The following is a 25,495-nucleotide window of genomic DNA, read 5'->3' on the forward strand; positions in this document are numbered from 1 at the left end:
TCGGGATCGAGATCGAATAGGAGGATAGGCTAACCTAACCGCGTGTTGGTCGAGAGTCCTCCGGAACAGCGCGCGGCAACCGTCCCCGCGCCCCCGAAACGACGGCTGGTGCGTGCCCTCGGGCTGCTCCTCGCCGTCGTGCTCCTGGCGTTCGTCGCCATGGCGAGTATCGGCGTCGGCGCCAAATCGCTGGCGCCGGACCTGATCTGGCACGGCTTGTTCCACGACACCGGGACCTACGCCGACATCGTCGTGGCCGACCGGATCTCCCGGACCGTCCTCGGTCTGCTGGCCGGGGCCGCGTTCGGGCTGTCCGGCTCGGTGCTCCAGGCGCTCACCCGCAATCCGCTGGCCGACCCCGGTCTGCTCGGCATCAACGCGGGCGCCTCCGCCGCCGTCGTCACGGCCATCACCTTCTTCGGCGTGACCTCGCTGAGCGGGTACGTGTGGTTCGCGTTCGCCGGGGCGGCGGCCGTGGGCGCGCTGGTGTGGTTCCTCGGCGGCAGCCGGGGCGCGACCCCGGTACGGCTCGCGCTGGCCGGTACGGCGATCGCCGCCGCGCTGTACGGATACCTCCAGGCCGTGATGATCCTGGACGACGAGGCGCTGTCCCGGATGCGCTTCTGGACGGTCGGCTCGCTGGACTCCGCCGACGACCGGACCATCGTCCAGGTGCTGCCGTTCCTCGTGGCCGGCATGGTCCTCTCGCTCGCCCTGGCCCGGCCGCTGAACGCGATGGAGATGGGCGACGACACCGCCCGCGCGCTCGGCGCCCATCTGAACCGCACCCGCGCGCTGGCCATGCTGGCCGCGACCGTGCTGTGCGGCGCCGCCACCGCCGCCTGCGGCCCGATCATGTTCGTCGGCCTGATGGTGCCGCACGTCGTGCGCTCCTTCACCGGGCCCGACCTGCGCTGGATCCTCCCGTACGCCGCCGTGCTGTCGCCCGTGCTGCTGCTCGGCGCCGACATCATCGGCCGGCTCGTGGCCCGGCCCGCCGAGATCCAGGTCGGCATCATCACCGCGCTCATCGGCGGCCCGGTCTTCATCTTTCTCGTACGACGGCGGAGGACGGCGCAACTGTGAAGACACTCTCCCGGAGCCGTGCGGTACGCACCCCCGGCGGGCTCTCGCTGCGCCTGGACCCGCGCTCCCTCGTCGTCGTCGCCCTCCTGCTGGTCGCCGTGCTCGCCGCGGGCGTGGCGCTGATCGGCACCGGCGACGCCCACATACCCGCGGCCGACGTGCTGCGCGCCCTCGTGGGCGACGGCAGCCCGTCCCAGGACTTCATCGTCAACGAGCTCAGGCTGCCCCGGCTGCTGGTCGGGCTGCTGGTCGGCGCGTCGCTGGGGCTCGGCGGGGCGCTGTTCCAGTCGATCTCGCGCAACCCGCTCGGCAGCCCCGACGTGCTCGGCCTCTCCCAGGGGTCGACCGCGGGCGCCCTGGTGATGATCGTGCTGTTCTCCGGCAGCGCCACCGCCGTGACCGTCGGTGCGCTGGTCGGCGGCCTGGTCACGGGCATCGGCATCTACCTGCTCGCCTGGAAGCAGGGGGTGCACGGCTACCGGCTCGTCCTGGTCGGCATCGGCGTCTCCGCCGTCCTCACCGCGGTCAACGGCTATCTGATCACCAAGGCCGACATGGTGGACGCGGCCCGCGCGGTGGTGTGGATGACCGGGTCCCTCAGCGGCCGGGACTGGACCCAGGTCTGGCCGCTGCTGATCCTGTGCGCCGTCCTCGTCCCGCTGGTCCTCGCCAACGGCCGGGGCCTCAGGATGCTGGAGATGGGCGACGACGTGGCCCACGCCCTCGGCGTGCGGGTGCACCGGGTACGGCTGGTGCTGATGGTGTGCGCCGTACTGCTCACCGCCGCCGCCACCGCTGCCGCGGGCCCCGTCGGCTTCGTCGCCCTCACCGCGCCGCAGCTCGCCCGGCGGCTGACCCGCTCGCCGGGGCCCAACCTCGTACCGTCCCTGTGCATGGGCGCGGCCCTGCTGGTGACCGCCGACTGGATCAGCCAGCGCGCCTTCGGCGCCGACCAGTTGCCGGTCGGCGTGGTCACCGGTGTCGTCGGCGGCGCCTACCTGCTGTGGCTGCTGGTCACCGAGCGCCGGGCGGGCCGGGTATGAGCGCGGAACCCAGCGGACCCCAGCCGAACACCTCTAGGAGCACCAGCACTGTGAACCGCCTGTCCGCCGAGAACGTCACCCTCGCCTACGAACAGCGCGTCATCGCCGAAGGGCTGTCGGTGGAGATACCCGACAACTCCTTCACCGTCATCGTCGGCCCCAACGCGTGCGGCAAGTCCACCCTGCTGCGGGCGCTGTCGCGGATGCTGAAGCCGGCCGACGGCCGGGTGCTGCTGGACGGGCAGGCCATCCAGTCGATGCCCGCCAAGAAGGTCGCCCGCACCCTCGGCCTGCTCCCGCAGTCCTCCATCGCGCCCGACGGCATCACCGTGGCCGACCTGGTCGGCCGGGGCCGCTACCCGCACCAGGGGCTGCTGCGCCAGTGGTCGGCCGAGGACGAGCGGGTCGTCACGGAGGCCATGGCGCAGACGGGTGTCTCGGAGCTCGCCGAGCGGTACGTGGACGAACTCTCCGGCGGCCAGCGCCAGCGCGTCTGGATCGCCATGGCGCTCGCTCAGCAGACCCCGCTGCTGCTCCTGGACGAGCCGACGACCTACCTCGACATCCAGCACCAGATCGACGTCCTCGACCTGTGCGCCGAGCTGCACGAGACCCAGGGCCGCACCCTCGTCGCCGTCCTGCACGACCTCAACCACGCCGCGCGCTACGCCACCCACCTCATCGCCCTGCGCGACGGCGAGGTGGTCGCCGAGGGCGCGCCCAACGACATCGTCACCGCCGAGCTGGTCGAGCGGGTCTTCGGGCTGCGCTGCCAGGTCATCGACGACCCCGAGACCGGGACCCCGCTGGTCGTACCCGCCGCCCGCAAGGCGCGGACGGCGAAGGTCACAGCAGCTTCCTGAGCCGGAACAGGTCCATCAGGCCCGCCTCCAGCCGGATGCGGCCCGAGCCCCAGGCGCCGGCGAAGTTCAGCTCGCCGTCCACCAGGGCCACCAGGTCGTCCCCGGTCAGCGCCAGCCGGATCTGGGCCCGCTCCCTCGGCGGGCCCGGCAGGGTCTCGGCCACCTCGATCCGGCCGCCCCGCATGCGCCCGGCGAAGGTGACGTCCAGGTCGGTGACATGGCAGCTCACCGAGCGGTCCAGCGCGGCGGCCGCGCCGACGTCGCCCTCGGCGCCGCTCATGCTGTCCGAAAGCTTCTCCAGTGCCGTACGGCACTCCTCGATCGTGGCCATCGCGCACGACGGTACCGCAGCGGTTCGCGGTAGCGTCTGGGCATGAGCGAGTCCGTGTCCGAGGCCGAGGCCGTCAACCCGACGACCGGGCCCGGGATCGACCCGACGGCACCGGCGCCCCTGGCCGTCCCCCGCACCCCCACCGGGGACGCCGGGGTGGACGCCCGCCTGGCCCGGCTGGCCGACGCCGACCACCTGCCCACCGACGGACACCTCGGCGTGTACGAGGATGTACACCGGGGGCTGCGCGACGCGCTCGGCGCGCTCGACGCCAGCCCGGACCATCCGGCACCCGCCCCCCGGTGAGGCCCCCGGCCCCACCGCCTCGCACCGAAGCACTGAGCAGGAGCTGAACCGAACGTGGCAGGAGTCGCACGCCGCCGTCTGGACGCGGAACTGGTCCGCCGGAAGCTGGCGCGCTCGCGCGAGCACGCCAGCCAGTTGATCGCCGCCGGACGCGTCACCGTCGGCAAGACCGTGGCGACCAAGCCGGCCACCCAGGTGGAGACCGCCGCCGCGATCGTGGTCCTGAGCGACGACACCGACCCCGACTACGTCTCCCGGGGCGGCCACAAGCTCGCCGGGGCACTCGCCGCGTTCGTCCCCCAGGGACTCGTGGTCGAGGGCCGCCGCGCGCTGGACGCCGGCGCCTCCACCGGCGGCTTCACCGACGTCCTGCTGCGCTCGGGCGCCGCCCGGGTCGTCGCCGTGGACGTCGGATACGGACAACTCGCCTGGTCTCTGCGGAACGATGAACGGGTCGTCGTCAAGGACCGTACGAACGTACGCGAGCTGACGCTCGACGGGATCGACGGGGAGCCGGTGGACCTGGTGGTGGGCGATCTGTCCTTCATCCCGCTGGGTCTGGTGCTGCCCGCGCTCAAGAGGTGCGTGACGCCGGACGCCGATCTGGTGATGATGGTCAAACCGCAGTTCGAGGTGGGTAAGGAACGGCTGGGCAGCGGGGGTGTCGTACGGAGTCCGCAACTGCGGGCGGACGCCGTGCGCGGGGTGGCCGAAAAGGCGTGGGAGCTGGGTCTCGGGGTGCGAGGAGTCACCGCGAGCCCGCTGCCGGGCCCGTCCGGCAACGTCGAGTACTTTCTCTGGCTGCGGGCCGGAGCCCCCGAGCTGGACCCGGCCGAGGTGAGTCGTGCAGTGGCGGAGGGGCCGAGTTGACACATAACCGAGCGCGTACTGTTTTCCTGCTCGCCCACACCGGGCGTCCGGCGGCGATCCGCAGCGCGGAACTCGTGGTCAAGGGACTGCTGAGGTCCGGCATCGGGGTGCGGGTGCTGGAGGAGGAGGCGCGCGACCTGCCGCTGCCGGGAGAGTCGGAAGGGGTCGAACTCGTCAAGGAGGCGACTCCGCAGTCACTCGACGGGTGCGAACTTCTCATCGTCCTCGGCGGTGACGGCACCCTGCTGCGCGGCGCCGAGTTCGCCCGCGCCTCCGGGGTGCCGATGCTCGGCGTCAACCTCGGCAGCGTCGGCTTCCTCGCCGAGGCCGAGCGGGACGACCTGGACCGCGTGGTGGACCGGGTGGTGGCCCGCTCCTACGAGGTCGAGGAGCGCATGACCATCGACGTGGTCGTGCACCGCAACGGCGACATCGTGCACACCGACTGGGCGCTGAACGAGGCGGCCGTGCAGAAGGTGTCCGCCGAGAAGATGCTCGAAGTGGTGCTGGAGATCGACGGCCGCCCGGTCACCGCCTTCGGCTGCGACGGCATCGTGCTCTCCACGCCCACCGGCTCCACCGCCTACGCGTTCTCCGCCGGGGGACCGGTGGTGTGGCCCGAGGTGGAGGCGCTGCTCATGGTGCCGATCAGCGCGCACGCCCTGTTCGCCAAGCCGCTGGTCACCTCCCCCGACTCGGTCCTCGCGGTCGAGGTGCTCCCGCACGTCCCGCCGGGCGTGCTGTGGTGCGACGGACGCCGCACCATCGAGCTGCCGCCCGGCGCGCGGGTCGAGGTGCGGCGCGGCGCGGTGCCGGTCCGGCTCGCCCGGCTGCACCACGCCTCCTTCACCGACCGGCTGGTGGCGAAGTTCGCCCTGCCGACCACCGGCTGGCGCGGCGCCCGGGACCACTCCTCGGAGTGACAGGGGCGGCCCGTGTGCGCTCCGCGCTCCGGACCTCGTAAGGTCTGTTCCGTGTTGGAGGAGATGCGGATACGGTCGCTCGGGGTCATCGACGACGCCGTGGTCGAGCTGTCGCCGGGGTTCACCGCGGTCACCGGTGAGACGGGCGCGGGCAAGACCATGGTGGTCACCAGCCTGGGGCTGCTGCTCGGCGGGCGCGCCGACCCGGCGCTCGTGCGGATCGGCGCGGGCAAGGCGGTGGTGGAGGGGCGGATCGCCCTGGCCGCCGGCGCCTCCGCCGTCGCGCGCGCCGAGGAGGCCGGGGCCGAGCTGGACGACGGCGCCCTGCTGATCAGCCGTACCGTCTCCGCCGAAGGCCGCTCCCGTGCCCACCTCGGCGGGCGCAGCGTGCCCGTGGGACTGCTCGCCGAGCTGGCCGACGAACTGGTGGCCGTGCACGGGCAGACCGACCAGCAGGGCCTGCTCAAGCTGTCCCGGCAGCGGCAGGCCCTGGACCGGTACGCGGGCGAAGCGGTCTCCGGCCCGCTGGCCGCGTACACCGAGGCGTACCGGCGGCTGCGGGCGGTCGCCGTCGAGCTGGACGAGATCGTCACCCGCGCCCGCGAGCGCGCCCAGGAAGCCGACCTGCTGCGCTACGGCCTGGACGAGATCGCCGCCGTGGAGCCGCGCGCCGGGGAGGACACCGAACTCGCCGAGGAGGCGGAGCGGCTCGGACACGCCGAGGCGCTGGCCGCCGCGGCCACCGCGGCGCACGCCGCCCTCGCGGGCAACCCCGAGGACCCCGAGGGCATCGACGCGGCCACCCTGGTCGCCGGCGCCCACCGGGCGCTGGAGGCGGTCCGCGCCCACGACCCGGCGCTGGCCGCGCTCACCGACCGGATCGGCGAGATCGGCATCCTCCTCACGGACGTCGCCGGTGAGCTGGCGGGATACGCCGACGACCTGGACGCCGACCCGCTGCGGCTGTCCGCCGTGGAGGAGCGCCGGGCCGCCCTGACCGCGCTGACCCGCAAGTACGGCGAGGACATCGGCGCCGTGCTGGCCTGGGGCGAGCAGGGTGCCGCGCGGCTGACCGAGCTGGACGGCGACGACGAGCGGATCGGTGGACTGACCGCCGAACGCGACGCCCTGGGCATCGAGCTGGGCGCGCTCGCCGAGGCGCTGACCAAGGCCCGCACGGAGGCCGCCGAGCGGTTCGCCGCCGCCGTCACCGCCGAACTGGCCTCGCTGGCGATGCCGCACGCGCGCGTCTCCTTCGACATCCGGCAGACCGAGGACCCCGAGGGCGTCGAGTCCGGCGGCCGTACGGTCGCCTACGGGCCCACCGGCGTCGACGAGGTCGAGCTGCTGCTCGCCCCGCACCCCGGCGCCCCGCCCCGGCCCATCGCCAAGGGCGCCTCCGGCGGTGAGCTGTCCCGCGTGATGCTCGCCGTGGAGGTGGTGTTCGCGGGGACCGACCCGGTGCCGACGTACCTCTTCGACGAGGTCGACGCCGGGGTCGGCGGCAAGGCGGCCGTGGAGATCGGGCGGCGACTGGCGAAGCTCGCCCGGACCGCGCAGGTCGTCGTGGTCACCCACCTTCCGCAGGTCGCCGCGTTCGCCGACCGGCAGTTGCTGGTGGAGAAGACCAACGACGGCTCGGTCACCCGGTCCGGGGTGAAGGTCCTGGAGGGCGAGGACCGCGTCCGCGAACTCTCCCGCATGCTGGCCGGCCAGGAGGACTCCGAGGCGGCCCGCGCCCACGCCGAGGAACTCCTCGCCACGGCCCGCGCGGAGGACCGGACCTCTCCTCACTAGGCTGGCCGGATGACCATACGCACCGGCCGCGCCGCCGCCCTGTCCACCTCGGCCCTGCTGACCTGCGGGCTGACGGCGGCGCTCCGCGACCGCGCGCCCGGTGGCCGGGCCCGCTGGGAGCGGAAGAACCACGCCGGCCGCACCGTCGAGCTGTACGCCGGGCCCGCGAGCGCCGCCGCCACCGCGCTCGCCGCCGCACGGGTCCACCCGGCGGCCGGGCTCGCCGTGCTGGCGGCCGGGGCCTGCGGGGCGTACGACGACGTCGCCGGGGCCGATGATCCCCGCCGGGGCCTGCGCGCCCACCTCGGCGCCCTGCGCGAGGGCGAAGTCACCTCCGGCGCGGTGAAGTTGTTCGGCATCTCCGCCGCCGCGCTGGCCGCCGGGGCCCTGCTGAAGGAGCGCCCGCTCGACCGGCTCCTCGCGGGCGTCGTCATCGCGGGCGCCGCGCACACCGTCAACCTGCTCGACGTACGCCCCGGCCGCGCGGCGGGAGCCGTGCTCGCGCTCGCGGCACCGGGCCTCCTCAGGAGCGGGCCGGGCGGTGCGCTGGCCGCCGTCGCGGCGGGCGGGGCCGCGGCCGTGCTCCCGGAGGACCTGGGGGAGCGGGCCATGCTCGGTGACACCGGCGCGCACGCCCTGGGCGCGGCGCTCGGCGCCGCCGCCGCGCTGGCCAACCGGCGCGCAGGTCTGGTCGTCCACGCCGCCGCCGTGGTCGCCGCCACCGTGTACGGGGACCGGGTCACCGCCTGGGCACGGGACCTGTGAGCCGCTGACCTCACGGTACGTGCGCGGACCGGCTCCGCCGGGCCCACGGCCGCTCTCACTCGTACGGGTGAGATGCGCCGGCGCATTGCCACCGCGCGCGGCCTCGTGGGTCCGCCGGGATTTCCCGGAACAGCCGTACGTACTGGCATGCTTGACGGTGTGCCGCCTCCGGGCGGCGGCCCGCGCGGCCCGTCGTACCCCGCTTCCGCCGTATCGCCGTTCGCTACCTTCTGTACGTCTTCCCGTGACCGACCCACCGCCCCGAACCAGGAGCCCCGGCCTTCGTGAGCCCCGTGAGCAGCAACTCCCCGCACGGCCAGTCCTCGCTGCGCACCGTGCAGGTGCTCGGCGGCGGCAACGCCGGGAGCAGCGCCCATGTGCGGTCGCTGGCCGAGGGGCTGGTCGCACGGGGGGTGAGGGTCACCGTGTGTGCCCCGGCCGAGGCCGACCACGCCTACGACTTCCGGGGCACCGGCGCCGATCATGTGCCGGTGCCCCGCAGCAGCGACCCGGCCGCCGTGGCCCAGCTCCGGGCGGCCTGCGCGGAGGCCGACCTGGTGCACGCGCACGGGCTGCACGCCTCCTTCCGTGCCGCGCTGGCCCTCGGCGGACGCACCACCCCGCTCGTCGTCACCTGGCACGACCGGGCACACGCCGAGGGCGCGCGGGCGCATCTGCTGCGGCTGCTGGAGCGGCGCGTGGCGCGGACGGCCGCCGTGGTCCTCGGCACCAGCTCGGCCCTGGTGGACCGGGCCCGCCGCACCGGCGCGCGGGACGCCCGGCTCGGCGCCATGGCTCTCCCCGGCCGCCCCCGGGCCGCCGAACCCGAGGACCCGGACCGGCCGTCGGCCAAGCTCCGCGCCGAACTCGGTGCCACCGACCGCCCCTTGCTCCTCGCGGTCGGCTCCCTCGACCGGCACCGCGGCTACGACGTCCTGCTCGACGCCGCCCGCACCTGGCGCGGCCTCGACCCGCAGCCGCTGACCCTGATCGCGGGCGAGGGCCCGCTCCGCACCGAGCTGCAACAACGCATCACCGACGAGGAGTTGCCCGTACGACTGCTCGGTGTGCGCGACGACGTGCCCAACCTGCTCGCGGCCGCCGACCTGGCCCTGCTCACCAGCCGCTGGGAGTCCCGCCCCCTCTTCGCCCAGGAGGCCCTGCACGCCCGCGTCCCCCTGGTCGCCACCGCGGTCGGCGGAGTCCCTGACCTGGTCGGCGACGGCGCCGAGCTCGTCCCCTACGGCGACCCGGACGCCCTCGCCGACACCGTCACCCGCCTCCTCGCCGACCCCGAGCGGCGCGAGCGGCTCACCGGGCGCGGCGCCCGACAGGCGGCCGGCTGGCCGACCGAGGACGAGACGATCGCCCAAGTGCTCAGCATCTACGACGAGTTGACCCAGCCGATGGCGCTGCTCTAGTCCACGTGCCGCCGGGCCCTGAGGGCCAGGCTCAACGCCAGTACCGTCTGCGGGTCGTCGAGGTCGGCGTTCAGCAACTCGGCCATACGGGCCAGGCGGTTGTAGAGGGTCTGGCGGTTGAGATGGAGTTCACGGGCGGTCTCCGCCTTGCGGCCCGCATGGGCGAGATAGGTCTCCAGCGTGGGGAGCAGCGGCGGCTTCGCGCGCCGGTCGTGCTCGCGCAGCGGACCGATCGCCCGGTCCACGAACGCCGCCAGGTCCGGATGGTCGCGCAGCCGCCACAGCAGCAGGTCGATGTCGAGGCGGCGGGCGTCGTACCAGGGCCGGTCGGTCAGACCCTGCGCGGCCGTCGCCGTCTCCGCAGCGTGCCGCAGCCCCGCCGAGGCGGCGGCCCAGTTGCCCGCGAGCCCCACCACCACGACCGGCGGCCGGGAACCGGGCCGGACCATCCCGGCCCGCTCCGCGCCCGCCCGCAGCGCGGCCGCCACCCGGTCCGCGACCGGAGCCCGGTCCGCCTCCGAGCGCAGCCCCACCAGCACCGGCACCCGGCCCTCCACCGGCCGCACCCCCGGCAGCACCGGCACCCCCACCGACGCCAGCTCCTCCCCGACCGCCCGCGCCAGCACGGCCCAGCCCCCCGCCGGGGACAGCGCGTCCCCCACCCGCATCACCACCGGCAGCAGCGGCCCCTCACCGGGCCGGAACCCCAGCACGCGGGCCTGAGCCGGAGCGTCCCCGGCCCGCACCCGCCCCTCGGCCAGATCGGTCAGGAAGTCGCCCCGGCCGCGCGCCGCCAGCTCCTCCTCCTGCCGGGCCTGCATCAGCACCACCGCCACGGTCCCCGCCGCCCGCTCGGCGGCGATCCGGTGCACCGGCTCCACCGGCGCGCCGACCGGCAGCAGCACCAGCCGCGCCCGGACCCCGCCCGCCCCCGCGCCACCGCCCGGCACGTCCACCAGCAGCGTGCCCGACGGGGGCGGCTCCGCCCGGAGCTGACCGCGCAGCCCCTCCCACACCTGCAAGGGGTCCGCACCCTTCGGCCCCCGCCCGGCCGCGTACAGCAGCCGGCCGTCCGCCGTCTCCAGGAAGACCGGGTTGGCGCAGAAGTCCGCCAGGATCGCCAGCAGTTGCGGAACCCCGCCCCCGCCGAGCAGCGCCTCCGTGCAGCGCCGGTGCACGTCCTCGGCCCGCTGGAGCAGCGCGTAGTGGCCGTTGACGATCTCGGTGTGGATCTCCTCGGTGACCGCCACGAACGGCACCTCGCGGTGCAACTGCACCAGCGGCAGCCCCGTCGCCCGCGCCGTGTCCACCAGGGCAGCGGGCAGCCGGGAGAAGCGCGGCCCCAGCTCCACCACCAGCGCGGCGATGTCCCGCTCCGCCAGCGTGCGCACGAACGCCCGCTGCTCGGCCGGGCGCGTACCCAGGCCGTACCCGGTGGTCAGCAGCAGCTCGCCGCCCTTGAGCAGCGAGGCGATGTGCGGGACCTCGCCCGCGTGCACCCAGCGCACCGCACGCTCCAGCCGGTCCTCGCCCGCCAGGACCTCCGGGAGCCCGCCGCGCAGTCCGGGCAGCTCCAGCGCCCGCCGCACCGTGATCCCGCCACCCTCTGTGCCCATGCGCCGGACGCTACCCGCCTCGACCTCGTACGGAACAGTCGCGCCGCTGGGCTACAGCGGCCGGATGTTGTGGTTGAAGCGGAAGACGTTGTCGGGGTCCCAGGCCCGCTTCACCTTCTCCAGCCGCAGCATGTTCCCGACGCCCAGGCCCGCGCCGACCCGCTCGGCGCCCTCGTCGCCGATGAAGTTGAGATACACGTCGCCCGTGCTCCACGGCTCGACCCCGGAACGGACCTCACGGACCCAGTCGATGGCGCGCTCGTCGTCGGCCGGGTCCTCCCAGATGGCGAAGGGGTGCGCCGACCAGGGGGCGTCCCGGTAGGGGATCGGGTAGTCGTGCGGCCCGGACGCGAGGGCGCCGCCCTGCGGGAACAGGATGTGCTGGGTCCCGGTCGGCACCGGCATCCGCTCCCCGAGAGAGCAGTACACGTCCACCAGATCGTCCGGCAGGCCGGTCAGGTACTCGGCCGACCAGTAGTTCCGCAGCCCCGGCGGGTCGTCGATCATCCGCTGCACGTCCGCGTACGGCAGCTCCGCGACCAGCTCACCCGCGGCCGGCAGCGCCAGCAGCGGCCCGATCAGCTCGCGCAGCGCCGCGACCCCGCCCGCGTACGTCACCAGCGCCCCGCACACCAGCCTGCCCACCAGTTCCTCGGGGACGAACTCCTCGGGCGGGCCGGTGATGTACAGCAGGGCCCCGCCCAGCCGGTCGGGTCCGGCGTCGACGACCTCGCGGAAGGCACGCACCACCTCGGGGCCGTGTTCCGGCGGATACAGCAGCAGGGCGACCGCGAACTCGGGCAGCTCGTGCAGGCGCAGGGTGAGCGTGGTGGCCACCCCGAAGTTGCCGCCCCCGCCGTGCAGCGCCCAGAACAGCTCGGGGTGCTCCTCGGGGGTCGCCCGCACCTGCTCGGCGTCGGCCGTCACCAGCTCCGCGCCCAGCAGATTGTCCACGGCGAGCCCGAAGGCGCGGTCCAGCCAGCCGGTGCCGCCGCCGAGGACGAACCCGCCGACCCCGGTGGTGGAGACCCGGCCCCCGGTGGTCGCCAGACCGTACGGCGCGCAGGCCAGGTCGAGATGGCTCATCGTGGCCCCGCCCCCGACCCGCACCGAACGGGCCTCGGGGTCGACCTCCACCCCGTGCATCCGGCGCAGGTCGACCACCACCGCGCCGTCGCCCAGGGCGTTGCCCGCCACGCTGTGCCCGCCGCCGCGCACGGCGACGGGCAGATCCAGGTCACGGGCGAACCTGACCGTCCGGACCACGTCGGCGACGTCCGCGCACCGCGCGATCACCGCCGGCCGCCGGTCGATCATGGCGTTGAAGACGGTACGGGCCTCGTCGTATCCCGCGTCGCCCGGCACGAACACCTCGCCGGTCAGCTCCTCGCGCAACGCGGCGAGCGCCGCACCGGCCTTGGAGAGGGAAGCCATGGCCGCCCCCTTCCGCATCGGGAGTGGTCCGCTTCCCAGCCTAGGCCGGGGTCAGCCTCCGTACGCCCCCGACGCCGTCAGGCGCAACGCCGTGTCGATCAGCGGGACGTGGCTGAACGCCTGCGGGAAGTTGCCCACCTGGCGCTTGAGGCGCGGGTCCCACTCCTCGGCGAGCAGGCCGAGGTCGTTGCGCAGGCCGAGGAGCTTCTCGAACAGCTTGCGGGCCTCGTCCACCCGGCCGATCATCGCCAGGTCGTCCGCCATCCAGAACGAGCAGGCCAGGAAGGCGCCCTCGTCACCGGGCAGGCCGTCGACGCCCGCGTCCTCGCCGTCGGTCGGGTAGCGCAGGATGAACCCGTCGGACGTGGACAGCTCCCGCTGGATCGCCTCGATGGTGCCGATGACCCGCTTGTCGTCCGGCGGCAGGAAGCCCATCTGCGGGATCAGCAGCAGGGAGGCGTCCAGCTCCTTGGAGCCGTAGTACTGGGTGAAGGTGTTGCGCTCCGGGTCGTAGCCCTTCTCGCAGACCTCGCGGTGGATGTCGTCGCGCAGTTCCTTCCAGCGCTCCAGCGGGCCCTCCGCGTCCCCGGACTCGATCAGCTTGATCGTGCGGTCCACGGCCACCCAGGCCATCACCTTGGAGTGCACGAACTGCCGGCGCGGCCCGCGCACCTCCCAGATGCCCTCGTCCGGCTCCTGCCAGTGGTCCTCGAGGTAGCGGATCAGCTTGAGCTGGAGCACCGAGGCGTAGTCGTTGCGCGCGAGCCCGGTCATGTGGCCCAGGTGCAGGGCCTCGATGACCTCGCCGTACACGTCGAGCTGGAGCTGGTCGGCCGCGCCGTTGCCGACGCGGACCGGGCGGGAGTTCTCGTAGCCCGGCAGCCAGTCCAGCTCCGCCTCGCCCAGCTCACGCTCACCGGCGATGCCGTACATGATCTGGAGGTTCTCCGGATCGCCCGCCACCGCGCGCAGCAGCCACTCGCGCCAGGCGCGGGCCTCGTCGCGGTAGCCGGTGCGCAGCAGCGAGGACAGGGTGATCGCCGCGTCCCGCAGCCAGGTGTAGCGGTAGTCCCAGTTCCGCACGCCCCCGATGTCCTCCGGCAGGGAGGTGGTGGGCGCGGCGACGATGCCGCCCGTGGGGGCGTAGGTCAGCGCCTTCAGCGTGATCAGCGAACGGATCACTGCCTCGCGGTAGGGGCCGTGGTACGTGCACTGCTCGACCCACTCGCGCCAGAACTCCTCCGTCGCCTGGAGCGCCTGCTCCGGCTCGGGCAGCGGCGGCGCCTCCTTGTGCGAGGGCTGCCAGGAGATGGTGAAGGCCACCCGGTCACCGGGGGCTACGGTGAAGTCGGAGTACGTCGTCAGGTCCTTGCCGTAGGTGTCGGCGTCGGTGTCGAACCACACCGAGTCGGGACCGGCGACGGCGACCGTGCGGTTGTCGTACTTGTGCACCCACGGCACCACGCGGCCGTAGGAGAACCGCATCCGCAGCTCCGAGCGCATCGGCACCCGCCCGCTGATGCCCTCCACGATCCGGATGAGCTGCGGGGCGCCGTCACGCGGGGGCATGAAATCCGTCACCCGTACGGTGCCGCGCGGGGTGTCCCACTCCGACTCCAGGATCAGCGAGTCGCCCCGGTAGCTGCGCCGCACCGCCGCCGGCGGCGGTGAGTCCGCCGCGTACGCCGGGCCGAGCCGCCAGAAGCCGTGCTCCTCGGTGCCGAGCAGGCCGGCGAAGATGGCGTGCGAGTCGAAGCGGGGCAGGCACAGCCAGTCCACCGTGCCGTCCCGGCAGACCAGGGCGGCGGTCTGCATGTCTCCGATGAGTGCGTAATCTTCGATGCGCCCGGCCACGTGCAACTCCAGTCGAACGGCCACGTCACCCCCGCGCGAGGGGGCAGTCGCTTGGTGCGGTCAAGGGGTGGTTGTCATACGTTGAGCGGTGAAGCAAAGCAGCCCGCCGAGCCCTGAGGCAAAACGGCGGTCCTTGCTCAACGAACTGCCGCGCTCTCGATGTTCCGGATGCTAAAGGCGGGGGTGTGCCGTCATCCCGGCCGGGCTCGGCAGCGAGTGTCCGAGCAGGATACGACGCACGTAGATGATCTGCGCGCCGCTCCGGGCAACCCGTGTGGGCCGAACGAGTGAGCGCGGGGTGAGAACTCCGTGACGGTCGCCCGCGCGCACCGGACCTGGTCACGCGAGCCCCGCCGGCCGGTTGCGGAGCGTGGTCGGACGCCGACTCCTCCAGGCGCTGATACCCTGGTAGCCCGTGGACCGGTGGGCCCCAAAACCCCCGAACCGCAGCGACGACGCCACCGCGAGGAACACCTGATCCTCCGGACCGGCGGCCGCACCGCATCACAGACAGCGACCACGGGAGCCCCCTCTTGGCCATGCCGCCGAAATCTACGACGACCAAGCACATCTTCGTCACCGGGGGTGTTGCCTCCTCGCTCGGCAAGGGCCTCACCGCCTCCAGCCTGGGCATGCTGCTCAAGGCTCGCGGCCTGCGCGTCGTGATGCAGAAGCTCGACCCGTATCTGAACGTCGACCCGGGCACGATGAACCCCTTCCAGCACGGTGAGGTGTTCGTCACCAACGACGGCGCCGAGACCGACCTGGACATCGGCCACTACGAGCGCTTCCTCGACCGCGACCTCGACGGCTCGGCCAACGTCACGACCGGCCAGGTCTACTCCACGGTCATCGCCAAGGAGCGCCGGGGTGAGTACCTGGGCGACACCGTGCAGGTCATCCCGCACATCACGAACGAGATCAAGCACCGCATCCGGCGCATGGCCACCGACGAGGTGGACGTCGTCATCACCGAGGTCGGCGGGACCGTCGGCGACATCGAGTCGCTGCCGTTCCTGGAGACCGTCCGCCAGGTCCGCCACGAGGTGGGCCGGGACAACGTCTTCGTCGTCCACATCTCGCTGCTGCCGTACATCGGCCCCTCCGGCGAGCTGAAGACCAAGCCGACCCAGCACTCCGTCGCCGCGCTGCGCAACATCGGTATCCAGCCCGACGCGATCGTGCTGCGCTGCGACCGCGAGGTCCCCACCGCCATCAAGCGCAAGATCTCGCTGATGTGCGACGTGGACGAGGACGCCGTCGTGGCCTGCCCCGACGCCCGCTCCATCTACGACATCCCGAAGGTCATCCACGCCGAGGGCCTGGACGCCTACGTCGTCCGCAAGCTCGACCTCCCCTTCCGGGACGTGGAGTGGACCACCTGGGACGACCTGCTGGACCGGGTGCACAAGCCGGACCACGAGATCACCCTCGCCCTGGTCGGCAAGTACATCGACCTGCCCGACGCCTACCTGTCGGTGACCGAGGCGCTGCGCGCCGGCGGCTTCGCCAACCGGGCCCGCGTCAAGATCAAGTGGGTCACCTCCGACGACTGCAAGACCCCGGCCGGTGCCGCCGCCGCCCTCGGTGACGTGGACGGCATCTGCATCCCCGGCGGCTTCGGCGACCGCGGTGTGCTCGGCAAGGTCGGCGCCATCCGCTACGCCCGCGAGAACAAGATCCCGCTGCTCGGCCTGTGCCTGGGCCTGCAGTGCATCGTGGTCGAGGCGGCGCGGAACCTGGCGGACATCCCGGACGCCAACTCCACCGAGTTCGACCCGGCCACCGCCCACCCGGTCATCTCCACCATGGCCGAGCAGATGGACATCGTCGCCGGCGAGGGCGACATGGGCGGCACCATGCGACTGGGCATGTACCCGGCGAAGCTGGCCGAGGGCTCCATCGTCCGCGAGGTCTACGACGGCAAGGAGTACGTCGAGGAGCGGCACCGCCACCGCTACGAGGTCAACAACTCCTACCGCGCCGAGCTGGAGAAGAAGGCGGGCATCGTCTTCTCGGGCACCTCGCCCGACGGCAAGCTCGTCGAGTACGTGGAGTACCCGCGCGAGGTCCACCCCTACCTCGTCGCCACCCAGGCGCACCCCGAACTGCGCTCGCGGCCGACCCGGCCGCACCCGCTGTTCGCGGGTCTGGTGAAGGCCGCCGTCGAGCGCAAGACGGCGGGCAAGCCGAAGAACTCCAAGTAACACACCAGTTGTTACGGTGACCGGGGTGCGAACCTTCAAAGGTGCGCACCCCGGTTTTCTTTTGCGCACGTGGAAGGACAGGGCATGACGATCAAGGACACCCCCGAGGAGTGGGAGGTCCGCGCGAGCGCGACCCCGTTCACGGGCAACAAGACCTCCGTCCGCACGGACGACGTGGTCATGCCCGACGGCTCGGTGGTCCGCCGTGACTACCAGGTCCACCCCGGCTCGGTCGCCGTCCTCGCCCTGGACGCGGAGGACCGGGTCCTGCTCATCAACCAGTACCGCCACCCCGTGCGCCACAAGCTCTGGGAGATCCCGGCCGGTCTGCTCGACGTGCCCGGCGAGAACCCGCTGCACGCCGCCCAGCGCGAGCTGTACGAGGAGGCGCACGTCATGGCCGAGGACTGGCGGGTGCTGACCGACGTCTACACCACGCCCGGCGGCTGCGACGAGGCCGTACGGATCTTCCTCGCCCGCGACCTCTCCGAGGCCGAGGGGGAGCGCTTCGTCACGGAGCACGAGGAGACCGACATGGAGTACGCGCGCGTGCCCGTGGACGAGCTGGTCCGCCTGGTGCTCGCCGGGGACGTGCACAACAACTGCCTGGTCGTGGGCGTCCTCTCGCTGGTCGCCGCCCGCGCCGGGGACGGTCTGGACAGCCTGCGCCCGGCCGACGCGCCCTGGCCCGCGCGTCCCTTCGCCTCCTGAGCCCGGCCGGGACCCGAGGCGGCACCGCATTGGTGTGACCATCGCCTGATCCGATCGGGGGACGTGTCCGCCGCGCTCCACCGGGAACGTCGCAGAGCGTGAACTAGGCTCTGCAAACGCCCGTACCGGAAGAACCGGCGGGCTTTGCGCGTGCGGTGGGACGGGAGCGTGGCCCGTGACGGATCAGGCGGTGGACCAGGAAGAGGCGCGGCTGTCGGAGCCGCCGGCCCCGGAGGGTCAGTTCCTCGGGCGCACCAGGGAGTTGAAAGAGCTCAGGGCCGACATCGAGCGGACCGGCCTGGACACCCTCGCGGGCCGCAAGGCACCCAGGGCCCGGGTCCTCCTCATCGCCGGGCGCCCCGGCTCCGGCCGGACCGCGCTCGCCGAGGAGTTCGTCCGCCAGGTCGCGCAGCGTTACCCCGACGGCGTGCTCCGGGCCCGCCTCAGCGACCCCGACGGCACCCCCGTACCCGTCGAACGCACCGCCCGGGAACTGCTCGCCGCCCTCGGCACCCGCGCTCCGGCCGGAGCCGCCGAGGACGAGCTGACCGAGGCCCTGCGCGCCGCCCTCGCTTCCCGGCGTGCCCTGCTCCTGCTGGACGACGCCGCCGGGGCCGAACAGGTCGACGCCCTCCTCCCGGACGCCCCCGACTGCCTGGTGGTCGCCGTCTCCAGAGGCCCCCTCACCGGCATCTCGGACGTCCGCCCCTGCACCCTGGGCGGCATGGACACCAAGTCCGCGGTGGAACTGCTCACCCGGCACACCGGCTCGGTCCGCGTCACCGTCGACCCGCGCTCCGCCGAGAACCTCGCCGAGATCTGCGAGGGCCAGCCCGCCGCCCTCACCCTGGCCGGCGGCTGGCTCGCGGCCCGCCCCCAGACGGCCGTCTCGGACCTCGCCAAGCGGTTGCACACCGACCCCGACGACGGCCCCGTCCTCGCCCGCGTCCTCGGACTCGTCCACGACGGACTGCCCGCCTCCACCGCCCGCACCCTGCGCCTGCTCACCCAGGCCCCGGCCGGCACGGTCGACGCGCAGACCGCCTCCGCACTCGCCGGCTGCTCGCTCAAGGCCGCCCACACCGCGCTCAGGGAACTGGCGACCCTCGGTCTGCTCCGCCCGGTCGTCGGACCGCTGCCCGAGTACGACATCCCCGGCTGCCTGCACCCCCTGCTGCGCGCCCTCGCCGAGAGCAACGAACGCCCCGCCGAACTCCAGCTCGCCCGCGCCCGGCTGCTGGAACGCGACGTACGGCTGCTGCAGTCCTGCCGTGCCAGTGCCGAGACCGACAGTCCCCAGGCCCGCGAGAAGCTCCAGGCCCTGCCCCCGGCCGTGCGCTTCCCCAGCTCCGGCGCGGCCGCCGAATGGCTCGCGGCGCGGCGTCCGGCGCTGCTGGCCGCGGCCCGGCTCGCGGTGGCCGACGGTGAGCTGGACACGCTGGCCAGGCGCCTGATGTCCCAGTTGGTGCGGGCCATGGTCGCGCATTTCGGCACCCAGGCCGCGGCCCCCGACCTGTACGGCATCCACGGCCTGGTCCTCGACGTCGCCGAGCGGCGCGGACTGGCCCGAGAGAAGGCCGCCGCCCTGCTGAACCTGGGCGACGTGGACGCGCAGACCGGCCGCACCCGGGACGCGCTGGCCCGCTACCGCGCCGCGCTGGACGCCGGACGCGAGGCGAACGACCCGTACGCCACCGGCCGCGCGATGGAATCCGTCGGCGGAGCCCACCAGGAGCTGGGCGACCACGACCGGGCCGCCGACTGGTTCGGGCGCGCCCTGTCCCAGCGCCTCGCCCGCGGCGAGCGCGCCGAGGCCGCCCGGCTCTACGGCCGGATCGCCACCGCCCACACCTACGCGGGCCGCTACGGCGAGGCGCAGCGCAACTGGCGGGCCGCCCTCGCCGGGTACCGCAAGGAGGGCGACGTCGCCGCCCACGCGCGCGCCCTGAGCGAGCTGGCCCGCGTCCAGGAGTACGCCGGACGGCCCGAGGAGTGCCTGCGCACCTGCCAGGAGGCGGTGGAGTGGGCGCGGCGCGCGGACGACGCCCGGCTGCAGGCCGCGCTGCAGTTGCGGCTCGCCGACACCCTGGACCGGCTCGGCGACCCAACGGCCGCCCGCCTGCACCGGGCGGCGGCTGAGCGCATGCTGGAGGAGGAGGCGGCCAACGGGCCCACGGAGAACGGTGAGTCGGTGCAACCGGACGTCGACGCCTGCGAAATCCGCAGTGCATCTGATGAAGATTGATGCAATGGAAGGCTAGACACGCGGAACACCTTCATTAAACTGGCTCTGCCGCACGTTCTCCTGCGGTGTCTCCCGGTGTGCCCAGGCATGCCTGGGTATGTCTTTCAGTGCACCCCCCATACCCCCTGAGCCAAGGACCGTGATCGACGTGAAGGTCGGCATCCCCCGCGAGGTCAAGAACAACGAGTTCCGGGTGGCCATCACCCCCGCCGGCGTGCACGAGCTGGTGCGCGGCGGCCACCAGGTCGTCGTCGAGCGGGGTGCCGGTCTCGGCTCCTCGATCACGGACGAGGAGTACATCGCCGCCGGCGCCGGCATCCTCGACACCGCCGACGAGGTGTGGGCCAGCGCCGACCTGCTGCTCAAGGTCAAGGAGCCGGTCGCGGAGGAGTACCACCGCCTGCGCAAGGACCAGATCCTCTTCACCTACCTCCACCTGGCCGCCTCCCGCGAGTGCACCGACGCCCTGCTGGAGTCCGGCACCACGGCCATCGCCTACGAGACGGTCGAGCTCGCCAACCGCGCGCTGCCGCTGCTCGCCCCGATGTCCGAGGTCGCGGGCCGCCTGGCCCCGCAGGTCGGCGCCTACCACCTGATGCGCCCGGCCGGCGGCCGCGGTGTGCTGCCGGGCGGCGTCCCGGGCGTGACCCCGGCCAAGGCCGTCGTCATCGGCGGCGGTGTCTCCGGCTGGAACGCCACCCAGATCGCCGTCGGCATGGGCTTCGAGGTCACCCTGCTGGACCGTGACATCAACAAGCTGCGCGAGGCCGACCGGATCTTCGGCAGCAAGGTCAAGGCGATCATGTCCAACGCCTTCGAGCTGGAGAAGGCCGTCCTGGACGCGGACCTCGTCATCGGCGCCGTCCTCATCCCGGGTGCCAAGGCCCCGAAGCTGGTCACCAACGAGCTGGTGTCGCGGATGAAGCCCGGAAGTGTCCTTGTCGACATCGCCATCGACCAGGGCGGCTGCTTCGAGGACTCCCGTCCGACCACGCACGCCGAGCCGACCTTCCGGGTGCACAACTCGGTCTTCTACTGCGTCGCCAACATGCCCGGCGCGGTGCCCAACACCTCCACCAACGCGCTCACCAACGCGACGCTGCCGTACATCGTCTCGCTGGCCAACAACGGCTGGGTCGAGGCGCTGCGCCGCGACGCCGCGCTCGCCCGTGGTCTCAACACCCATGACGGCAAGGTGGTCTACAAGGAGGTCGCCGAGGCGCACGGCCTGGAGCACCTCCCGATCGAGACGCTCATCGGCTGACCCGCTCCGCGCGGCGGACCCCCAAGTCGCCAGCGTGGAAAAGACGATTCGTCAACACGGATCGTCAACACCGTGAACCCGGCCGGACCTTGCCCGACAAGGTCCGGCCGGATGTGTGTATGGTCACTTTGCGACGCTAGGCCAACTCGCCTCGAACGTAACGCTTGGACCGATTCGCACACCGGTGAAACCTGCTGTGCGACGGCTGTACGCCCTTGACAGCGGGATGTTTCATTGTCGACACATCGAGCCGGGTCCGGCGGATTGTGTTGCTGCGGACCGCCGACACGCCATAGAGTCGCCAACCGTCGGCATGGTGCCACGCTGACCTTGTCTAGAAGTTTCCTGGTCACCAAGGAGGTAAGACGACTTGTGAATGAGTCGACATTTTCTCCCGGAGGTGGTCGACCAGGATTGCGCGGAGAGGGCCAGGGTCCCGAGGGACTCGAGGCCGTCGGCTCCGTCGCGGTGCGCACCTTCGCAGCCCACCAGAGTCCGGTTCCGCAGACGGCCCGGAGAGCACACCAGAGCATGGATGGCCAACACGTGAACGCCATGGCCGGCGACGGAAGTGGCGCGCCCCGCAACCACTTCGCCGACTACGACGAACTGCCCGAGGGGCACTTCTACGACCCCGACGCCGAGTACGAGCCCGATCCGGAGTACGCGGCCACGCTCGCGCCCGACGCGGCCCGTCAGCGTCGTGAGCGCGTCGGCCCGACCGGGCGCCCGCTGCCGTACTTCCCGATCCCGGGCCCGCTGACCGACCACGGCCCCGCGAAGATCATCGCCATGTGCAACCAGAAGGGCGGCGTGGGCAAGACCACGTCGACCATCAACCTGGGCGCGGCGCTCGCGGAGTACGGCCGGCGCGTGCTGCTCGTGGACTTCGATCCGCAGGGCGCGCTGTCGGTGGGCCTCGGCGTCAACCCGATGGAGCTGGACCTCACCGTCTACAACCTGCTCATGGAGCGGGGCATGTCGGCCGACGAGGTCCTGCTGAAGACGGCGGTCCCCAACATGGACCTGCTGCCCTCCAACATCGACCTGTCCGCGGCCGAGGTCCAGTTGGTCTCCGAGGTCGCGCGCGAGTCCACGCTCCAGCGCGCCCTGAAGCCGCTGATGGACGACTACGACTACATCGTGATCGACTGTCAGCCCTCGCTGGGCCTGCTGACCGTCAACGCGCTCACCGCCGCGCACAAGGTCATCGTCCCGCTGGAGTGCGAGTTCTTCGCGCTGCGCGGTGTGGCCCTGCTGACCGAGACCATCGAGAAGGTCCAGGAGCGGCTCAACCCGGAGCTGGAGCTCGACGGCATCCTGGCCACCATGTACGACTCGCGCACGGTCCACAGCCGCGAGGTGCTGGCCCGGGTGGTCGAGGCGTTCGACGACCACGTCTACCACACGGTCATCGGCCGGACGGTCCGCTTCCCGGAGACCACGGTCGCCGGCGAGCCCATCACCACCTACGCCTCCAACTCCGTCGGCGCCGCCGCCTACCGTCAGCTCGCCAGGGAGGTGCTCGCCCGGTGTCACGCCGAGTGAGTCTGCCCGGAGCCGACGAACTGTTCCGTACGACAGGAGGGATGGCGCTCCAGCCGTCCTCGCCCCGGCGCGGACCCGGCGGCGAGGCGCGGGTGCCCGCACCGGCGGGGGAGAGCGACCCGGCCGCGGCGCAGGACGCGCCGCAGTCGGTGCCCGCGCAGGGCGGCGACGGCGAGGGCGCCGAGCACACCGCGGCGGCCGGCCCGGAACCGGACGGGTCCGGCGAGTCCCGCATCCGGCCCGCACGGCGCCAGACCGAGCAGGACGGCTCCGACGAGCAGCCCCGCAAGCGCGGCCGGGCGGCCGCCCGGCGGCCCAGCGGGCGCGAGCGGCACGACGAGAAGATCACCGTGTACGTCTCGGCCGAGGAACTGATGGACCTCGAACACGCCCGCCTGGTCCTGCGCGGCGAGCACGGCCTCGCCGTCGACCGCGGCCGGATCGTCCGTGAGGCGGTCGCCGTGGTCCTCGCCGACCTGGAGTCGCGCGGGGAAGCCAGCATCCTGGTACGGCGGCTGCGGGGGCGCTAGCCGCTCTTCCGGCCGGTCGAGCGATAGCCTGCGACCCCCATGAACCCGCACCACACCGCCACCCCTGGCCCGAGACGCCCGCTGGGCCGGGGCCCGGACACCGCACCTCCGGCCCCGGCTCCCGTCGAGCCGCCTGAGCAGGCCGCGCCCGACGGGGTGTTCAAGGTCCGGCTGGACAACTTCGAGGGCCCCTTCGACCTGCTGCTCCAGCTCATCACCAAGCACAAGCTGGACGTCACCGAGATCGCCCTGTCCAGGGTCACCGACGAGTTCATGGCGCACATCCGGGCCATGGGGCCCGACTGGGACCTGGACCGCACCACCGAGTTCCTGGTCGTCGCCGCCACCCTGCTCGATCTGAAGGCCGCCCGGCTGCTGCCAGCCGCCCAGGTCGAGGACGAGGCCGACCTCGCCCTGCTGGAGGCGCGGGACCTGCTCTTCGCCCGGCTGCTCCAGTACCGCGCCTACAAGCGGATCGCCGACATCTTCAACGAGCGGCTGGAGGACGAGGGCCGCCGGTACCCCCGTACCGTCGGTCTGGAGCCGGAGCACGCCGAGCTGCTGCCCGAGGTGGTCATCAGCATCGGGCCCGAGGGGTTCGCCGAGCTCGCGGTCAAGGCGATGCAGCCGAAGGCCAGGCCGCAGGTGTACGTCGACCACATCCACGCCCCGCTGGTCAGCGTCCAGGAGCAGGCCGGGATCGTCGTCGCCCGGCTGCGCGAGGCCGGTGAGAGCGACTTCCGCGCTCTCGTGGCCGACACCGACGACACCCTCACCGTCGTCGCCCGCTTCCTCGCCCTGCTGGAGCTGTACCGCGAGAAGGCCGTCGCCCTGGACCAGGAGACCGCGCTCGGCACCCTGCTCGTCCGCTGGACCGGCGGGGAGACCGAGGCCGCCCCGATGGTCACCGACGAGTTCGACCGGCCCGCAGAGACGGCCGGGACGGCCGGGAAGCAGAAGACGTGAACCACGAGACCACCGACGACCGCGTCGCCGCCCTCGACCTCAAGCCCGCCCTGGAGGCCGTGCTGATGGTCGTGGACGAGCCCGCGACCGAGGAACACCTCGCCAGGATCCTCGTGCGGCCGAGGCGTCAGGTCGCCGCCGCGCTGCGCGAGCTGGCCGACGACTACACCGCGCAGGGTCGGGGCTTCGAGCTGCGGTTCGTCGCGGGCGGCTGGCGTTTCTACACCCGTGCCGCCTACGCGGCGGCCGTCGAACGCCTCGCGCTGGAGGGCCAGACGGCCCGGCTCACCCAGGCGGCCCTGGAGACCCTCGCGGTCGTCGCCTACCGCCAGCCGGTCGGCCGCAGCCGCGTCTCCGCGGTGCGCGGGGTCAACTGCGACGGCGTGATGCGGACCCTGCTCCAGCGCGGTCTGGTCGCCGAGGCGGGCACGGAACCCGAAACAGGTGCGATCCTGTACGTGACGACGAACTATTTCCTGGAGCGGATGGGCCTGCGCGGCTTGGACGAGCTTCCGGAACTCGCGCCCTTCCTCCCCGAGGCGGAGGCGATCGAGGCGGAGACCCAGGAGGGAGTCCCGTCGTTCGACCCGGACGCGCCCGACGCGCCCGGCGGTCAGGACGCAGACGACTAAGACGGAAACCTTGATGCGAAGCAGCGGCAGCGGCAGGAACAGCGGACGCGGTAACCCCCGCGGCCAGGGCAACGACCGGGACGACCGCAAGGGGCAGGGCCGCCCCAGCAAGCCCCGCCCGGAGGAGCGCCGCTACGACGTGGGTCCCGGCGCCACGAAGGACGGCCCGAAGGCCGGCCGTGGCGGCGCGGCGCGCGGCGGCGCCAAGGGCGGCCCCAAGCAGTCCCAGCAGGCGGGGCGCGGCCGTACGGCGCCCGGCCGCTCGCGTGAGTTCGAGACGCGGGCCGAAGAGCGCAACCGGGAGCGGTACGAGGGCAAGAAGGACGTGAAGCCGCCCAAGACCTTCCCCGGTGCCGAGCAGGAGGGCGAGCGGCTGCAGAAGGTCCTCGCCCGCGCGGGCTACGGCTCGCGGCGTGCCTGTGAGGAGCTGATCGAGCAGTCCCGCGTCGAGATCAACGGCGAGATCGTGCTGGAGCAGGGCCGCCGGGTGGACCCGGAGAAGGACGAGGTCAAGGTCGACGGTCTGACCGTCGCGACCCAGTCGTACCAGTTCTTCTCGCTGAACAAGCCCGCCGGTGTCGTCTCCACGATGGAGGACCCGGACGGGCGCCAGTGCCTCGGGGACTACGTCACCAACCGTGAGACCCGCCTCTTCCACGTGGGCCGGCTCGACACGGAGACCGAGGGCGTCATCCTGCTCACCAACCACGGCGAGCTGGCGCACCGCCTCACGCACCCGAGGTACGGCGTCAAGAAGACCTACCTCGCGCACATCGTGGGCCCGATCCCGCGCGACCTCGGCAAGCGCCTGAAGGACGGCATCGAGCTCGAGGACGGGTACGCCCGCGCGGACCACTTCCGGGTGGTCGAGCAGACCGGCAAGAACTACCTGGTCGAGGTGACCCTGCACGAGGGCCGCAAGCACATCGTGCGCCGCATGCTGGCCGAGGCGGGCTTCCCCGTCGACAAGCTGGTGCGCGTCTCCTTCGGCCCGATCACCCTCGGCGACCAGAAGTCGGGCTGGCTGCGCCGCCTGTCCAACACCGAGGTCGGCATGCTGATGAAGGAAGTCGACCTCTAGGA

General features: G+C 72.9%; 22 protein-coding genes. 18 read left to right on the forward strand and 4 right to left on the reverse strand.

The window, feature by feature from the left end; all coding sequences use genetic code 11:
- The first annotated feature begins 42 nt into the window (after positions 1–42).
- The 3 genes from HEK131_RS08835 to HEK131_RS08845 are packed head-to-tail and all read left to right on the forward strand — an operon-like array spanning position 43 to position 2,992.
- Positions 43–1,086: a FecCD family ABC transporter permease gene (locus tag HEK131_RS08835; RefSeq protein ID WP_244334298.1), complete on the forward strand. Its 1,044-nt coding sequence runs from the start codon at positions 43–45 to the stop codon at positions 1,084–1,086.
- Entirely contained in the window at positions 1,083–2,129 is a 1,047-nt protein-coding gene (locus tag HEK131_RS08840; RefSeq protein ID WP_217465415.1) for a FecCD family ABC transporter permease, read from the forward strand. Before HEK131_RS08835 ends, HEK131_RS08840 begins: the two co-directional genes overlap by 4 nt.
- Positions 2,126–2,992: an ABC transporter ATP-binding protein gene (locus HEK131_RS08845; protein ID WP_244334299.1), complete on the forward strand. Its 867-nt coding sequence runs from the start codon at positions 2,126–2,128 to the stop codon at positions 2,990–2,992. Before HEK131_RS08840 ends, HEK131_RS08845 begins: the two co-directional genes overlap by 4 nt.
- Here the strand turns inward: HEK131_RS08845 and HEK131_RS08850 are convergent.
- The gene (locus HEK131_RS08850; protein WP_217465417.1) at positions 2,976–3,323 is read right to left on the reverse strand and encodes a sterol-binding protein; all 348 of its coding nucleotides are present in this window, start codon (positions 3,321–3,323) and stop codon (positions 2,976–2,978) included. The genes HEK131_RS08845 and HEK131_RS08850 overlap by 17 nt on opposite strands.
- A gap of 42 nt (positions 3,324–3,365) precedes the next feature.
- Between HEK131_RS08850 and HEK131_RS08855 the strand changes: the two genes are divergently transcribed.
- From HEK131_RS08855 to HEK131_RS08880, 6 genes are all read left to right on the forward strand, one after another.
- Entirely contained in the window at positions 3,366–3,629 is a 264-nt protein-coding gene (locus HEK131_RS08855) for a hypothetical protein (RefSeq protein ID WP_244334300.1), read from the forward strand.
- A 54-nt stretch (positions 3,630–3,683) separates the two neighbouring features.
- Positions 3,684–4,499 carry a TlyA family RNA methyltransferase gene (locus HEK131_RS08860; protein WP_244334301.1) on the forward strand — a complete coding sequence of 272 codons (816 nt, stop codon included), beginning with the start codon at positions 3,684–3,686 and terminating at the stop codon, positions 4,497–4,499.
- The gene (locus HEK131_RS08865) at positions 4,496–5,422 is read left to right on the forward strand and encodes an NAD kinase (protein WP_244334302.1); all 927 of its coding nucleotides are present in this window, start codon (positions 4,496–4,498) and stop codon (positions 5,420–5,422) included. Before HEK131_RS08860 ends, HEK131_RS08865 begins: the two co-directional genes overlap by 4 nt.
- A 63-nt stretch (positions 5,423–5,485) precedes the next feature.
- Complete coding sequence (gene recN, locus HEK131_RS08870; protein WP_244451969.1) at positions 5,486–7,219, forward strand: DNA repair protein RecN; 1,734 nt, start codon at positions 5,486–5,488, stop codon at positions 7,217–7,219.
- Between the two features lie 9 nt (positions 7,220–7,228).
- On the forward strand, positions 7,229–7,984 hold the full coding sequence (locus HEK131_RS08875; RefSeq protein ID WP_244334303.1) for a hypothetical protein: 756 nt from the start codon (positions 7,229–7,231) through the stop codon (positions 7,982–7,984).
- Between the two features lie 284 nt (positions 7,985–8,268).
- Entirely contained in the window at positions 8,269–9,405 is a 1,137-nt protein-coding gene (locus HEK131_RS08880) for a glycosyltransferase family 4 protein (RefSeq protein ID WP_244334304.1), read from the forward strand.
- On the opposite strand, the gene HEK131_RS08885 is transcribed toward HEK131_RS08880, so the two are convergent.
- Genes HEK131_RS08885 through HEK131_RS08895 form a run of 3 tightly spaced genes read right to left on the reverse strand, consistent with a single transcriptional unit; the run spans position 9,402 to position 14,309 of the window.
- Positions 9,402–11,021, reverse strand: a complete 1,620-nt coding sequence (locus tag HEK131_RS08885) for a PucR family transcriptional regulator (protein WP_244334305.1) — start codon at positions 11,019–11,021, stop codon at positions 9,402–9,404. The genes HEK131_RS08880 and HEK131_RS08885 overlap by 4 nt on opposite strands.
- A 51-nt stretch (positions 11,022–11,072) precedes the next feature.
- A complete protein-coding gene (locus HEK131_RS08890) occupies positions 11,073–12,455 on the reverse strand; it encodes an FAD-binding oxidoreductase (protein ID WP_244334306.1) in 1,383 nt (460 codons plus the stop codon).
- Between the two features lie 51 nt (positions 12,456–12,506).
- Positions 12,507–14,309, reverse strand: coding sequence for a glycoside hydrolase family 15 protein (locus HEK131_RS08895; RefSeq protein ID WP_244451970.1), 1,803 nt, complete (start codon positions 14,307–14,309; stop codon positions 12,507–12,509).
- Positions 14,310–14,848: 539 nt separating this feature from the next.
- Here HEK131_RS08895 and HEK131_RS08900 point away from each other — a divergent pair.
- From HEK131_RS08900 to HEK131_RS08940, 9 genes are all read left to right on the forward strand, one after another.
- On the forward strand, positions 14,849–16,516 hold the full coding sequence (locus tag HEK131_RS08900; RefSeq protein ID WP_217465466.1) for a CTP synthase: 1,668 nt from the start codon (positions 14,849–14,851) through the stop codon (positions 16,514–16,516).
- 84 nt (positions 16,517–16,600) lie between these two features.
- Positions 16,601–17,227: an NUDIX domain-containing protein gene (locus HEK131_RS08905; RefSeq protein WP_244334307.1), complete on the forward strand. Its 627-nt coding sequence runs from the start codon at positions 16,601–16,603 to the stop codon at positions 17,225–17,227.
- Positions 17,228–17,402: 175 nt separating this feature from the next.
- Positions 17,403–19,472, forward strand: coding sequence for a tetratricopeptide repeat protein (locus tag HEK131_RS08910; protein ID WP_244334308.1), 2,070 nt, complete (start codon positions 17,403–17,405; stop codon positions 19,470–19,472).
- A 148-nt stretch (positions 19,473–19,620) separates the two neighbouring features.
- Positions 19,621–20,736, forward strand: a complete 1,116-nt coding sequence (ald, locus tag HEK131_RS08915) for an alanine dehydrogenase (RefSeq protein WP_217465467.1) — start codon at positions 19,621–19,623, stop codon at positions 20,734–20,736.
- A gap of 555 nt (positions 20,737–21,291) precedes the next feature.
- A complete protein-coding gene (locus HEK131_RS08920) occupies positions 21,292–22,284 on the forward strand; it encodes a ParA family protein (protein WP_381072978.1) in 993 nt (330 codons plus the stop codon).
- On the forward strand, positions 22,269–22,814 hold the full coding sequence (locus HEK131_RS08925; RefSeq protein WP_244334310.1) for a hypothetical protein: 546 nt from the start codon (positions 22,269–22,271) through the stop codon (positions 22,812–22,814). The genes HEK131_RS08920 and HEK131_RS08925 overlap by 16 nt, the downstream gene beginning before the upstream one ends.
- A gap of 39 nt (positions 22,815–22,853) precedes the next feature.
- Positions 22,854–23,780, forward strand: a complete 927-nt coding sequence (locus tag HEK131_RS08930; RefSeq protein WP_244334311.1) for a segregation and condensation protein A — start codon at positions 22,854–22,856, stop codon at positions 23,778–23,780.
- A complete protein-coding gene (scpB, locus tag HEK131_RS08935) occupies positions 23,777–24,412 on the forward strand; it encodes an SMC-Scp complex subunit ScpB (protein ID WP_217465428.1) in 636 nt (211 codons plus the stop codon). The genes HEK131_RS08930 and scpB overlap by 4 nt, the downstream gene beginning before the upstream one ends.
- A 13-nt stretch (positions 24,413–24,425) precedes the next feature.
- Positions 24,426–25,493 carry a pseudouridine synthase gene (locus HEK131_RS08940; RefSeq protein WP_217465429.1) on the forward strand — a complete coding sequence of 356 codons (1,068 nt, stop codon included), beginning with the start codon at positions 24,426–24,428 and terminating at the stop codon, positions 25,491–25,493.
- Positions 25,494–25,495: the final 2 nt, after the last annotated feature.

The sequence above is a fragment of the Streptomyces seoulensis genome (genome assembly GCF_022846655.1).
Lineage (GTDB): Bacteria > Actinomycetota > Actinomycetes > Streptomycetales > Streptomycetaceae > Streptomyces.

Coding starts and splice junctions, on each gene's coding strand:
- HEK131_RS08845 (WP_244334299.1), top strand. CDS start 2,126: ATGAGCGCGGAACCCAGCGGACCCCAGCCGAACACCTCTAGGAGCACC.
- HEK131_RS08850 (WP_217465417.1), bottom strand. CDS start 3,323: ATGGCCACGATCGAGGAGTGCCGTACGGCACTGGAGAAGCTTTCGGAC.
- HEK131_RS08855 (WP_244334300.1), top strand. CDS start 3,366: ATGAGCGAGTCCGTGTCCGAGGCCGAGGCCGTCAACCCGACGACCGGG.
- recN (WP_244451969.1), top strand. CDS start 5,486: ATGCGGATACGGTCGCTCGGGGTCATCGACGACGCCGTGGTCGAGCTG.
- HEK131_RS08875 (WP_244334303.1), top strand. CDS start 7,229: ATGACCATACGCACCGGCCGCGCCGCCGCCCTGTCCACCTCGGCCCTG.
- HEK131_RS08885 (WP_244334305.1), bottom strand. CDS start 11,021: ATGGGCACAGAGGGTGGCGGGATCACGGTGCGGCGGGCGCTGGAGCTG.
- HEK131_RS08890 (WP_244334306.1), bottom strand. CDS start 12,455: ATGGCTTCCCTCTCCAAGGCCGGTGCGGCGCTCGCCGCGTTGCGCGAG.
- HEK131_RS08900 (WP_217465466.1), top strand. CDS start 14,849: ATGCCGCCGAAATCTACGACGACCAAGCACATCTTCGTCACCGGGGGT.
- HEK131_RS08905 (WP_244334307.1), top strand. CDS start 16,601: ATGACGATCAAGGACACCCCCGAGGAGTGGGAGGTCCGCGCGAGCGCG.
- HEK131_RS08920 (WP_381072978.1), top strand. CDS start 21,292: ATGGCCGGCGACGGAAGTGGCGCGCCCCGCAACCACTTCGCCGACTAC.
- HEK131_RS08930 (WP_244334311.1), top strand. CDS start 22,854: ATGAACCCGCACCACACCGCCACCCCTGGCCCGAGACGCCCGCTGGGC.
- HEK131_RS08940 (WP_217465429.1), top strand. CDS start 24,426: ATGCGAAGCAGCGGCAGCGGCAGGAACAGCGGACGCGGTAACCCCCGC.